General features: G+C 70.7%; 8 protein-coding genes and 1 riboswitch. Of the genes, 3 read left to right on the top strand and 5 right to left on the bottom strand.

The features are described from left to right. Window positions 1-129 precede the first annotated feature (129 nt). The 3 genes from ACZ4XD_RS11280 to ACZ4XD_RS11270 all read right to left on the bottom strand — a co-directional run bounded on the left by ACZ4XD_RS11280 (window position 130) and on the right by ACZ4XD_RS11270 (window position 4,071). Window positions 130-930 (bottom strand): M23 family metallopeptidase, encoded by an 801-nt coding sequence (locus ACZ4XD_RS11280; protein ID WP_423613385.1) that lies wholly within the window; start codon window positions 928-930, stop codon window positions 130-132. A 12-nt stretch (window positions 931-942) separates the two neighbouring features. Further along, a riboswitch (cyclic di-AMP (ydaO/yuaA leader) is annotated at window positions 943-1,098 on the bottom strand. A 211-nt stretch (window positions 1,099-1,309) separates the two neighbouring features. Further along, the gene (locus ACZ4XD_RS11275) at window positions 1,310-2,692 is read right to left on the bottom strand and encodes a M16 family metallopeptidase (RefSeq protein WP_468040721.1); all 1,383 of its coding nucleotides are present in this window, start codon (window positions 2,690-2,692) and stop codon (window positions 1,310-1,312) included. Window positions 2,693-2,730: 38 nt separating this feature from the next. Then, the gene (locus ACZ4XD_RS11270) at window positions 2,731-4,071 is read right to left on the bottom strand and encodes a M16 family metallopeptidase (RefSeq protein WP_042159786.1); all 1,341 of its coding nucleotides are present in this window, start codon (window positions 4,069-4,071) and stop codon (window positions 2,731-2,733) included. Window positions 4,072-4,360: 289 nt separating this feature from the next. Here ACZ4XD_RS11270 and ACZ4XD_RS11265 point away from each other — a divergent pair, with 289 nt between their 5' ends. Beyond that, window positions 4,361-6,808, top strand: coding sequence for a DNA gyrase/topoisomerase IV subunit A (locus ACZ4XD_RS11265; protein WP_468040628.1), 2,448 nt, complete (start codon window positions 4,361-4,363; stop codon window positions 6,806-6,808). A 64-nt stretch (window positions 6,809-6,872) separates the two neighbouring features. Here the strand turns inward: ACZ4XD_RS11265 and ACZ4XD_RS11260 are convergent, their stop codons facing one another. Together ACZ4XD_RS11260 and ACZ4XD_RS11255 are read right to left on the bottom strand one after the other, a co-directional pair. Then, complete coding sequence (locus ACZ4XD_RS11260; protein WP_468040625.1) at window positions 6,873-7,997, bottom strand: CobW family GTP-binding protein; 1,125 nt, start codon at window positions 7,995-7,997, stop codon at window positions 6,873-6,875. 116 nt (window positions 7,998-8,113) lie between these two features. Beyond that, a complete protein-coding gene (locus ACZ4XD_RS11255; protein WP_468040621.1) occupies window positions 8,114-9,283 on the bottom strand; it encodes a citrate synthase in 1,170 nt (389 codons plus the stop codon). Window positions 9,284-9,395: 112 nt separating this feature from the next. Between ACZ4XD_RS11255 and ACZ4XD_RS11250 the strand changes: the two genes are divergently transcribed. Together ACZ4XD_RS11250 and ACZ4XD_RS11245 are read left to right on the top strand one after the other, a co-directional pair. Next, window positions 9,396-10,643 carry a citrate/2-methylcitrate synthase gene (locus tag ACZ4XD_RS11250; RefSeq protein WP_468040619.1) on the top strand — a complete coding sequence of 416 codons (1,248 nt, stop codon included), beginning with the start codon at window positions 9,396-9,398 and terminating at the stop codon, window positions 10,641-10,643. A gap of 187 nt (window positions 10,644-10,830) precedes the next feature. Then, window positions 10,831-11,832, top strand: a complete 1,002-nt coding sequence (locus tag ACZ4XD_RS11245) for a sucrase ferredoxin (RefSeq protein WP_468040616.1) — start codon at window positions 10,831-10,833, stop codon at window positions 11,830-11,832. The last annotated feature ends 584 nt before the right edge of the window (window positions 11,833-12,416 follow it).

Genomic DNA, 12,416 nt, shown 5'->3' with positions numbered 1-12,416 from the left:
TCAGCGCAACTCGTGCGCGCGCACCGCACCCCGGATACGCCGAAGCCCCGGCCGGGGGACCGGGGCTCCGAAGGACGCTCGGCGTGTGGCGCCGGGCCAGTAGGGGCGCGGCACCGACGCGGCGCGGGATCAGACGTTGACGCCGTGCCCGCGCAGGTAGGCGACCGGGTCGATGTCCGAGCCGTAGTCGGCGCCGGTGCGGGCCTCGAAGTGCAGGTGCGGGCCGGTGACGTTGCCGGTGGCGCCGGAGAGGCCGATCTGCTGGCCCGGGGTGACCTGCTGGCCGACCGAGACTCCGAGCGACGACAGGTGGCCGTACTGGGTGTACGTGCCGTCGTTCATCTTGATCACGATGTTGTTGCCGTACGAGCCGCCCCAGCCGGCCTCGACGACGGTGCCCGAGCCGACCGCGTGGACGCTGGTGCCGGAGGCGGCGTGGAAGTCGATGCCGGTGTGGCTGCCGGAGGACCACAGGCCACTGGAGGCCTTGTAGGAGGTGGAGACGTAGGAGTCGGAAATCGGGGCGACAAAGGCGTTGAGGCGCTTGCGCTCCGCGTCACGGGCGGCGCGCACCTTGGCCTCGTGGGCGGCCTTGGCTTTCTTCTTCGCCGCCTCGGCACGCCGCTTGGCCTCGTCGGCCTGCTTCTTGGCGACGGCCTCGGCCTTCGCCCTCGCCGCGGCGATCTCCGCGTCGGCCTGCTGCGCGTCGGCCTGGGCCTCGACCCGGCTGGCGAGCTCGTCCCCCAGCACGACGGCCTGCTGGAGTCCGGTGTCGTGCGGGCGTGCCTCGTCCGTCGCGGCCAGCGCCGGCGAGGCCACGGAAGCGACCACACCACCGGCCGCGAGGGTGGCTATGCCGGCGATGTTGCGGCCCGTCTTGACGGGACGGCTCGTGCGACGGTGCTTCCCGGTGGCACGGATGAACGCCATGTGCTGGCTTGTCCTTTCCCTCCTTCTCGCCTACCGGGTTAGCTGACGGGTTCGGAGCAGGAAGGTCTCCTACGGACTCCTCGGAGAGGAGCCCGATTCACCCCAAGGGACATGTGGGTCCCCGGCTCCCCTGGCTCGCGCCGTACGGGGACTCGGCGATGGCTGCCCGGTGCCACTGTTGTGGCGGACTTGTGACGAACAGCCGGACTGACGCTAAACGGGGCAACTTTCAATCGGCAAACAGATCAGCTTTTTTGTGCGGGATGCCACAAGAACCGGGGCACCAGCCGCGATAAACCGGACATACGGCGGCTCCCGTGGCCGATAAGTGCCACGGGAGCCGCATGTCGATATATGACCTTCCGTCACACCGGCGGGACTAGCCGCTGACGACGGTCACCTCTCCGATGCCCAGCGCCTTGACCGGTTCGGCGATCTGTGCCGCATCGCCCACCAGGACCGTCACCAGCCGGTCCACGGGGAAGGCGTTGACCGCCGCCGCGGTCGCCTCGACCGTGCCGGTCTCCGCGAGGCGGGCGTACAGCTGCGCCTGGAAGTCGTCCGGCAGCTGCTGCTCCACCTGGTCGGCGAGGGTGCCCGCGACGGCCGCCGCGGTCTCGTACTTCAGCGGCGCGACCCCGACGAGGTTCTGCACGGCGACATCCCGCTCCTCGTCCGTCAGCCCCTCTGCCGCGAGGGTGCGCAGCACCTTCCACAGGTCCTCGAGCGCCGGGCCGGTGGAGCCGGTGTCCACCGAGCCGCTGATGGCGAGCAGCGCGGCGCCCGTGGAGCCCTCCGGGGAGCTGGGGGCGGTGGAGCGCAGGACCTGGCCGAAGGCCCGCACCCCGTAGGTGTAGCCCTTCTCCTCCCGCAGCACGCGGTCCAGACGGGAGGTGAGGGTGCCGCCCAGGCAGTACGTGCCGAGGACCTGCGCGGGCCACACCCGGTCGTGCCGGTCGGCACCGATACGGCCGATGAGCAGCTGCGTCTGGACGGCCCCGGGGCGGTCCACGATCACCACCCGGCCGGTGTCGTCGGCGATGATCGGCGCGGCCGTCAGCGGCTCGGCCGTGGAGCCGGTCCAGGCGCCGAGAGTGCCGGCGAGCGCCGCGTCGAGGTCGACGCCGGTGAGGTCACCGACCACTACGGCGGTGGCCGTGGCGGGCCGTACATGGGCGTCGTAGAAGGCACGGACGGCCGCGGCGTCGATCCGCGCGACGGTCTCCTCGGTGCCCTGCCGGGGCCGCGACATGCGGGCGGTGGCCGGGAACAGCTCCTTGGACAGCGACATCGCGGCACGGCGGGCCGGGTTGGCGAGCTCGTGCGGAATCTCGTCGAGGCGGTTGCGGACCAGCCGCTCGACCTCGCTCTCCGGGAAGGCGGGCGCCCGCAGCGCGTCGGCGAGCAGGCCGAGCGCGCGGTTCAGCCGGGACACCGGCACCTCGAGGGAGACCCGTACACCGGGGTGGTCGGCGTGCGCGTCCAGGGTGGCGCCGCAGCGTTCCAGCTCGGCGGCGAACTCCTCCGCGTCCAGCGTGTCGGTCCCTTCGGACAGCGCACGCGCCATGATCGTGGCGACGCCGTCCAGGCCCTCGGGTTCGGCGTCCAGCGGCGCGACGAGGTTGATCTCGACGGCGACGACCTGCTGGCCGGGACGGTGGCTCGTCAGGAGGGTGAGCCCGTTGGGCAGTTGGCTGCGCTCGGGGGCGGGGAAGGCCCACGGCTTGGGTGCGCCCCCCTGGGGCTGCGGGTGGAAGTCCATGGTGCTCACGGGGGAATCGGCGTGGGTGGTGGCGTCGCTCACTGGTCCGCCTCCCCTTCCTCGGTGTCGGCGGCGTCGGTCGGCTCGGTGGGCTCGTAGACGAGCACCGCGCGGTTGTCGGGGCGCAGCCGGGCCTTGGCGACCGCCTGCACCTCCTCCGGGGTGATGTCCAGCACGCGCTGGACGGCGGTCAGCGCGAGCTGCGGGTCACCGAACAGGACGGCGAAGCGGCACAGTTCGTCGGCGCGGCCGCTGACCGTGGCCAGCCGGTCGAGCCACTCACGCTCCAGCTGGGCCTGCGCCCGCTCCATCTCTTCCGGCGTCGGCCCCTCGGCGGCGAACCGGGCCAGCTCCTCGTCGACCGCGCGCTCGATGTCGGGCACCTCGACCCCGCCGGACGTCTTCACATCCAGCCAGCCCAGCGAGGGGGCGCCGGCCAGCCGCAGCAGGCCGAAGCCGGCGGCGACGGCGCTGCGGTCGCGGCGCACCAGCCGGTTGTACAGGCGGGAGGACTCGCCGCCGCCCAGAACGGTCAGCGCCAGGTCACCGGCGTCCGCCTCACGGGTGCCGTCGTGCGGCAGGCGGTAGGCCGCCATCAGGGCGCGGGAGGGCACGTCCTCCTCGACGACCTCGCGCAGCTCGCCGCCGAGGATGTCGGGCAGGGTGCCGTCCCGGGGCGGCTGCTTGCCGTCGTGCGAGGGGATCGAACCGAAGTACTTCTCGATCCAGGCCAGCGTCCGCTCGGGGTCGATGTCGCCGACGACCGACAGGACGGCGTTGTTGGGCGCGTAGTACGTACGGAAGAAGGCCCGCGCGTCCTCCAGGGACGCCGCGTCCAGATCGGCCATCGACCCGATGGGGGTGTGGTGGTACGGGTGGCCCTCGGGGTACGCCATGGCCGTGAGCTTCTCGAAGGCCGTGCCGTAGGGGACGTTGTCGTAGCGCTGGCGGCGTTCGTTCTTGACGACGTCGCGCTGGTTCTCCAGTGACTCTTCGTCGAGCGCGGTCAGCAGTGAGCCCATCCGGTCCGCCTCCAGCCAGAGCGCGAGCTCCAGCTCATGGGCGGGCATGGTCTCGAAGTAGTTGGTGCGCTCGAAGCTCGTGGTGCCGTTGAGCGAACCGCCGGCGCCCTGCACCAGCTCGAAGTGGCCGTTGCCCTTCACCTGCGCGGAACCCTGGAACATCAGATGCTCGAAGAGGTGAGCCAGGCCCGTACGGCCCTTGACCTCGTGGCGGGAGCCGACGTCGTACCAGAGGCACACCGCCGCGACCGGGGTCAGGTGGTCTTCGGAGAGCACCACGCGCAGGCCATTGGCCAGCCGGTGCTCGGTCGCTGTCAGGCCGCCGGAGCCGGCTTGTTCTGTGGCCGTGTGACCCATGGGCATGTACGTCCCTTCGATCCGCTTGCGAGGAAGTTCTGTCACTGTATGCAAGCGCGTCGGCATCTGGCGAAGTTCCCGTCCGACCGGCCCCGAACGTACGCCGCGCTCGGCTCCCGCGGGGCCGAAGGGGGAGTCGCGGTCGGCGTTGTCAGTGGCGCGGTCCACAATGGTCCGCGTCAGACTCAGACATACTCGCGGGTCGATCCCCCAGCTGGTTGACCCGACTGGTTGACCCGACGCTTTCCCGACATCGGCAGTAGACGCAGCAGAAGGAGCCGCAGCCGCGATGGCCCGCCGCAGCACGAAGACCCCGCCGCCGGACGACTTCGAGGAGAGGATCCTCGACATCGACGTCGTCGACGAGATGCAGGGTTCCTTCCTTGAGTACGCGTATTCGGTCATCTACTCGCGCGCCCTGCCGGACGCCCGCGACGGGCTCAAGCCCGTGCACCGCCGCATTCTGTACCAGATGAACGAAATGGGGCTGCGCCCCGACCGCGGCTACGTCAAGTGCGCCCGCGTCGTCGGCGAGGTGATGGGTAAGCTCCACCCGCACGGCGACGCATCGATCTACGACGCGCTGGTGCGCATGGCGCAGCCGTTCTCCATGCGGCTGCCGCTCGTGGACGGCCACGGCAACTTCGGTTCCCTGGGCAATGACGACCCGCCCGCCGCGATGCGGTACACCGAGTGCCGGATGGCGTCCGCCACGTCCCTGATGACGGAGTCCATCGACGAGGACACCGTCGACTTCTCGCCGAACTACGACGGCCAGGAGCAGGAACCGGCCGCCCTCCCGGCCGCGTACCCGAACCTCCTCGTCAACGGCGCCTCCGGCATCGCCGTCGGTATGGCGACGAACATGCCGCCGCACAACCTGGGCGAGGTCATCGCCGCGGCCCGCCATCTGATCAAGCACCCCAACGCCGATCTCGACACCCTGATGCGCTTCGTGCCGGGTCCCGATCTGCCGACGGGCGGCCGGATCGTGGGTCTGGGCGGCGTACGGGACGCGTACGAGAAGGGCCGTGGCACGTTCAAGATCCGTGCGACGGTCACCGTGGAGAACGTCACCGCGCGCCGTAAGGGCCTGGTCGTCACCGAACTCCCCTTCACCGTCGGCCCCGAGAAGGTCATCTCCAAGATCAAGGACCTGGTCGGATCGAAGAAGCTCCAGGGCATCGCCGACGTCAAGGACCTCACCGACCGTGAGCACGGCCTGCGGCTGGTGATCGAGGTCAAGAACGGCTTCAACCCCGAGGCCGTATTGGAGCAGCTCTACAAGCTCACGCCGATGGAGGAGTCCTTCGGCATCAACAATGTCGCGCTGGTGGACGGCCAGCCGCTGACGCTGGGCCTGAAGGAGCTGCTGGAGGTCTATGTCGACCACCGCTTCAATGTGGTGCGCCGGCGCAGCGAGTTCCGGCGGACCAAGCGGCGCGACCGTCTGCACCTGGTCGAGGGCCTGCTCACGGCCCTGGTGGACATCGACGAGGTCATCCGCCTCATCCGCTCCAGCGAGAACAGCGCGCAGGCCAAGGAGCGGCTGATCGAGCGCTTCTCGCTGAGCGACATCCAGACGCAGTACATCCTCGACACCCCGCTGCGCCGGCTGACCAAGTTCGACCGTATCGAGCTGGAGTCGGAGCGTGACCGGCTTCAGGACGAGATCGAGAAGCTGACGGCGATCCTGGAGTCGGACACCGAGCTGCGCAAGCTGGTCTCCGGCGAGCTGGCCGCGGTCGCGAAGAAGTACGGCACGGACCGGCGCACGGTCCTGCTGGAGTCGGCGGGCCCCGCGGTCGGTGCGGTGCCGCTGGAGGTCTCCGACGACCCGTGCCGGGTGCTGCTCTCCTCGACGGGGCTGCTGGCACGCACGGTCACCGGGGACATGACCTTCGACGTCGACGCCAAGCGCGTCAAGCACGATGTGATCGTTTCAGCGGTGCCGGCGACGACCCGTGGCGAGGTGGGGGCCGTGACGTCCCTGGGACGGCTGCTGCGGATCTCGGTGATCGACCTGCCCCAGCTCCCGGAGACCGCGGCGGCGCCGAGCCTCTCCGGTGGGGCGCAGCTCTCGGAGTTCCTCACCTTGGAGGACGGCGAGGAGCTGGTCTGTCTGACCACGCTGGACGAGTCCTCGCCGGGCCTGGCGCTCGGCACGGAACAGGGCGTCGTCAAGCGGGTGGTGCCCGACTACCCCGCCAACAAGGAGGAGTTGGAGGTCATCACCCTCAGGGAGGGTGACCGCATCGTGGGCGCGGTCGAGCTGCGCACCGGTGAGGAGGACCTGGTCTTCATCACCAACGAGGCTCAGCTGCTGCGCTATCCGGCGTCGCAGGTGCGGCCGCAGGGCCGGCCGGCGGGCGGCATGACGGGCGTCAAGCTGGGCGAGGGCGCGAAGGTGATCTCGTTCGCCGCGGTCGATCCGGCCACCGACGCCATGGTGTTCACGGTCGCCGGCTCGCACGGCACGCTGGACGACTCGGTGGCGACGGCCAAGCTCACCCCGTTCGACCAGTACCCGCGCAAGGGCCGGGCGACCGGCGGGGTGCGCTGTCAGCGGTTCCTGAAGGGTGAGGACTGTCTGACCCAGGCGTGGGCGGTGCCCGCTCCGGTGCGGGCCGCGGACGCCAAGGGCACCCCGGTCGAGCTTCCGGAGGTGGATCCGCGCCGGGACGGCTCGGGAGTGCCGCTGACGAAGCCGGTGGCGGCGCTGGCGGGGCCGGTGTAACCGGCAGCCGCGGTGGCCGACGTGGTCGACGCCTCCGGGCCGGTGGAGAACCGGCCCGGCGGCGTCACTCGTCCTCGGTCTCCTCGTGTGCTGCCACGTACCGCAGCACACCCCACATGCTGTTCGGACCGGCTTCCGAGGGTGTGCTGTCCCGGCAGTTCTCCAGCTCCTTGCGCAGGGCCGGGGCGTCGATACCGCTGCCGATCATGACGAGCTGGGTGCACCGCTCCTCGCCCTTCGGCCACGGCGCGGGGTAGAAGCGCAGGAAGTCACCGACGGCGTGCACCGTGAACTTCTGGCGGTTCTCCGGTACGTCGAAGTGGACGAAGCCCTTGATGCGGTAGAGGCCGGCCGGGCGGCTGTCGAGGAAGTCCATGAGACGGCGCGGGTGCATCGGCTCGGCGGAGGTGAACTCCACGCTCTCGTAGGCGGCGTGGAGGTGGCCCGCGTGGTGGGCGTGGCCGGGGTGGCCGCACTCACCGGGGTGGCCGCAGTGGTCGTCGGAGTCGTGGGCGGGGCCCCCGTTCGCCGCGGCCTCGCGCAGCAGGTCCTCGAAGGACAGCTGGCGGACGGCCGCGTCGCGGTCCTCGCCCGGTCCGCGGTCGAAGAACAGCTCGGGATCGACCCTCCCGTAGGCGGTGCAGATCACCGGGCGGCCGGGAGCCAGGTCGGCGAGCGTGTCCATGAGTGACTGCCGCGCCGCGTCGCCGATGCGATCGGCCTTGTTCAGCACCACGATGTCGGCGATGGCCACATGCCGGTCCAGTTCGGGATGCCGCACCCGGGTGTCGTCGAACTCCGCGGCGTCGACGACCTCGATCAGCCCGCCGTAGACGATCCGGTCGTTGTCGCTGGCCAGGATCATCCGGATGAGTTCCTGCGGCTCGGCCAGCCCGCTGGCCTCGATGACGATCACGTCGATACGGGCGGTGGGGCGGGCCAGCCGCTCCAGGTAGGTGTCCAGCTCGCTGGTGTCGACCGCACAGCACAGACAGCCGTTGCCGAGCGAGACCATCGAGTCGACCTGCCCGGCGACGGTCATGGCATCGATCTCGACGCTGCCGAAGTCATTGACGATGGCGCCGATCCGGGTGCCGTCACCGTTGCCCAGGAGGTGGTTGAGGAGGGTGGTCTTGCCCGACCCGAGGAAGCCCGCGAGCACGACGACCGGGATCTGTTGCGTGGCCAAGGGGGCGCCTCCATGGTGCGGGTGGCGGGCCGCGCGGACCGGCGGCGGACGAGCTGTCGATCGTAACGGACCGCCGGCGCCACGGGCTCGGCTCGGCCCCCCTGCGGCCTCCCCCGCTAGCGGGGTGCGACGACGGGCACCGCCTGCGGCGGGGGCGGTCCGACATACCGGGCCGCGGGGCGGATGATCTTCGAATCCTGGGCCTGCTCCAGGATGTTGGCACTCCAGCCGACCACCCTGGCCGCGCAGAAGGTGGGCGTGAACATCTCGCGCGGCAGGCCGCACAGCTCCATGACGACGCCCGCGTAGAGCTCCACATTGATGTGCAGCTCACGGCCGGGCTTGAGCTCGGCCAGCAGCTTTTCGACCCTCGCCTCCACCTGGACGGCGAAGTCCACCAGCGGGCCACCGAAGCGCTCGGCGATACCTCGCAGCATCCGGGAGCGCGGGTCCTCGGTGCGGTAGACGGAGTGCCCGAACCCCATGATCCGGTCGCCACGCCGCACGCGGTCACGGACCCATGAATCGATGCGGTCAGGAGTGCCGATGGCGTCGAGCATGTCCAGGGCGCGACTGGGCGCACCGCCGTGCAGCGGCCCGGAGAGCGCACCGACGGCGCCGACGAGACAGGCCGCGAGGTCGGCACCGGTGGAGGTGATGACGCGTGCGGTGAAGGTCGAGGCGTTGAAGCCGTGGTCGATGGTGGAGATCAGATACGCCTCGATGGCCCGGACCTGCGCCGGCTCCGGCTCGTCGCCGGTGAGCATGTAGAGGTAGTTGGCCGCGTGGCCGAGGTCCGCACGCGGCTCGACGGGGGTCAGGCCCTGGCCGAGGCGGTGCAGCGCGGTGATCAGGGTCGGTACGGCCGCGCAGGCGGCGAGCGCGTCGGCACGGCGGTGGCCGGCGTCGAGGTCGTACAGCGGCCGGAAGCCCACCGTTGCGCCGAGCAGCGACAGTGCGGTGCGCAGCCCGGCGAGCGGACCGGAGAGCGCACCGGCATGGGCGAGAGCGGGCAGCGCGTCCCGCACGGCCGCGGGCAGCGTGCGCAGGGCGGCGGTCTCGGCCTTGAACGCCGCCAGCTGCGCGGCGTCGGGCAGCTCCCCGTGGAACATCAGGTACCAGACGTCCTCGAAGCTGCGAGCGGTGGCCAGCTCGACGGCGGAGTACTGGCGGTAGTGGTAGAAGCCCTCGGTGCCCCGTACGTCGCCCAGTTGGGTCTCGGTGACGATGACGCCCGCAAGCCCGCGGGGAGCGTCGATCGCTGCGTTCACCCTGGCGGTCGGCATGGCTGATCTCCTTGCTCTTCTCACCCGAACATTGATCCGACTGTCTATGCTTGACTCAATAGTTGTCAATGTTGATTGAATCAATATGGATGGGCCTGGATACGGTGACCTCATGGCGGATCGAGAAGCAGCGCAGGACGCAGGCGGGCAGCGACTGAGCACCCGGGAGGCGGCCGACCGGCTCGGCGTGAAGCCGGAGACGGTGTATGCCTATGTCAGCCGCGGCCAGCTGACCAGCCGCCGCGAGCCGGGCAGCCGCGGCAGCACCTTCAACGTGAAGGAGGTCGACGCCCTCGCCCGCCGTACCGGACGCCGCGAGACTTCTGCCTCCGGTGGCGAGTTGGCCGTCCGTACGGGCATCACACTGATCGACCGCGACCACTGCTACTTCCGCGGCGTCGACACCTCGGAACTCGCCGCCCACTACAGCTACGAGGAAGTCGCCGAGTGGCTGTGGACCGGCGAGCTGCGGCCCGGCATCCACTTCACAGCGCCACAGGACGCCCTGTCCGCCGCCCGACGAGCCGTCCAGGCGCTGCCCTCCCACAGCGGACCGATGGACCGGCTACGGGTCGCCGTGATCGCCGCCGCGGCCGCCGACCCGTTGCGCTTCGACCTGTCCGAGGCCACCGTCGTCGAGACCGCCCGCAGCCTCATCCCGACCCTTGTCGACGCCTTGCCGCCACAGGCCCCGAAGCAATGCACCACCAACGCACTCGCCCCACGCCTCTGGTCACGACTGACCGCTGAACCGGCCGACGCCGCGGCACTCCGCGTCCTGGACGCCGCGCTGGTCCTGCTCATCGACCACGACCTCGCTGCCTCGACCTGCGCGGTCCGGGTCGCCGCCTCTGCCCGTGCCCATCCGTACGCGATCGTGTCGGCCGGCTTCGGGGCGCTGGACGGCGTGCTGCACGGCGCGGCGAGCGGCCTCGCTCACCGGTTGCTGCTGGAAGTACTGGACCGCGGCAGCGCGGCCACCGTCGTCGCCGACCACCTACGGGCCGGCCGCCGGGTACCAGGCCTCGGCCACCGCCTCTACAGCGGCGAGGACCCACGAGCACGCGCCCTCTTCAAGCTCCTGGAGGACGTACCTCAGGCCCGCCCCGCCTTGGAGGCCGCCCGTCAAGTGATCACCACAACGGCGCGGCACACGGACTTGCACGCCAACGTAGACCTGGCCTTGGCCGTACTGACCGTCTCGACGGGCATGCCGACCGAGGCGGGCGAGACCATCTTCGCCATCTCCCGAACGGCCGGCTGGATCGCCCACGCCCTGGAGGAATACGCCGAACGTCCTCTCCGCATGCGCCCCAGCGGCCAGTACCAGGGGCCCCGCCCACCACAACCGTTGCCATGAAAGGCAGCCGCGCGGAGGGATGGGGCAGAGCCGGCTCAGACGCCACCAGCAAAACGCGGTCGGCATCGGCATCGCCGGGACTCACACGGTGTGACACCCACTAACATCCAGTTCCTTCCGCCCGCCCTCGTCCCCTGGATGCCCACCCGGAAGCCGACTCCCGACGGATGAGGTTAGGCTCACCTATGTGAGTACCTGCGCCACCGCTTCCCGTGAATCGGCCGAATCGCTCGCCGGAACCGCTGCGCCTGCCCGGACCTGGCTGCTCATCGAGCAAACAGGACCCTGGGGCGCCCATGCGCTGACGGACAGTCACCTTGATCCTGACGTCGGCCGGGCCCTCGAAGCCGCGGCAGAGGGGACAGGCGTACGCGTTGCCCTTATCCGGCGGCCGGGACGCCACGCCGACTGTCACGGCACCTCCAGGCGACGTATGTTCCTCGCGCACACCGCCCCCGGGTGCTCCTGGATCCGGACGACCACAGTTACCGACCCGCGGGCCGCCCTCGACCTGGACTTCACGACCCTGGGCGCGGGAGAGCATCACGGCCTCTGGGAGCCGTACATCGGTGAACCTCTGGTTCTCGTCTGCACCAACGGCAAGCGGGACCGCTGCTGTGCCCTGCTCGGCCGCCCGCTCGCCGCCGAGCTCGCCGCCGGCGGGTCCGAGGTCTGGGAGGTCACCCACATCGGTGGCCACCGCTTCTCCCCGACCCTTTTCGTCCTCCCCTACGGCTACGCCTACGGGCGCGCCTCGGCTCCCTTGGTCAAGGAGGCTGTGGAGGCGGCGCGCGACGGACGGATCACGAGCGACCATTGCCGCGGGCGCTCGGCCTGGGACCGGCCGGGCCAGGCCGCTGACCTTGCCGTCCGCGGGCTGATCGCGGAGGACCGGGCGGACGCACTCGACGTCGTACGGACCGACCCGATGTGGCCCGAACCCAAGCCGGCCAACAGCCGGACGCCGGGCAGCGCGATGGTTGTGGGAGCCTCCCCTGCCTGGGTCGTCACCGTCGCGCACTCCGACGGGCGTACCTGGCAGGTCACCGTCGAACAACGGGCCGATGGTGCTGCGGCGCCCGCTAGCTGTGGTGCGCCGCTCGGTCCACCGGCGCGTATGGCGGTTGTCTCCGTCACCGCGGCGAACGGCATGCTTCACGGGACGCCCCAGACCGCCGCCAGCAGGTGATCTCGCGGGCTTGCCCTGACAGTCCGCGAGCGCTCCGGCAGCCTTCGCTTCCCCCACCCGCGCGAGGTGCGGGTCTTCCCGCTTGCCGGGCCGATGGCCGTATGTGGGCCGGCTATCCCGGCCACCTGAAGCAGGGCCTGGCCCACCGTTGCCGTCCTCCGGTACCGCAGGGCCGCCGCAGGACCAGGTGAGGCGGCAGGAGAAACGCACTGACCAACCGCGTCGAGCCCGTACAGCCCCGCCTCGGCGGCCGAACCGTACGCCACCCACCCGCTTCCACCGCTGCCGCCCCGCACCGCAGCCATCCCCCGCCGACCTCATTGCCCGCTCCTTCCTACGCACGCACGACGCGCCTCGCCTCGCTCTGGCGGCCTTGACCGCCCAAGCAAGACCCCCGCCAGCCTCACCACGCGAGGCTAAGCGTGCACACTCCGCGCCCAAAAGGCCTGTGGATAACTCCCCTTGGTGGCTCCTCCGGCCTTGCCTACGCGCACCTGCCCTGCGCCTTCCGTACGAGGGGAAATCGCCGCGCAAGCAGCGGGTCGCTGACCACGCCGACACATCGGTGACCTGCTGTTGAGGGA

It is taken from the genome of Streptomyces sp. NPDC029466 (assembly GCF_055574515.1).
This window is presented reverse-complemented; position numbering and strand designations above follow the sequence as displayed.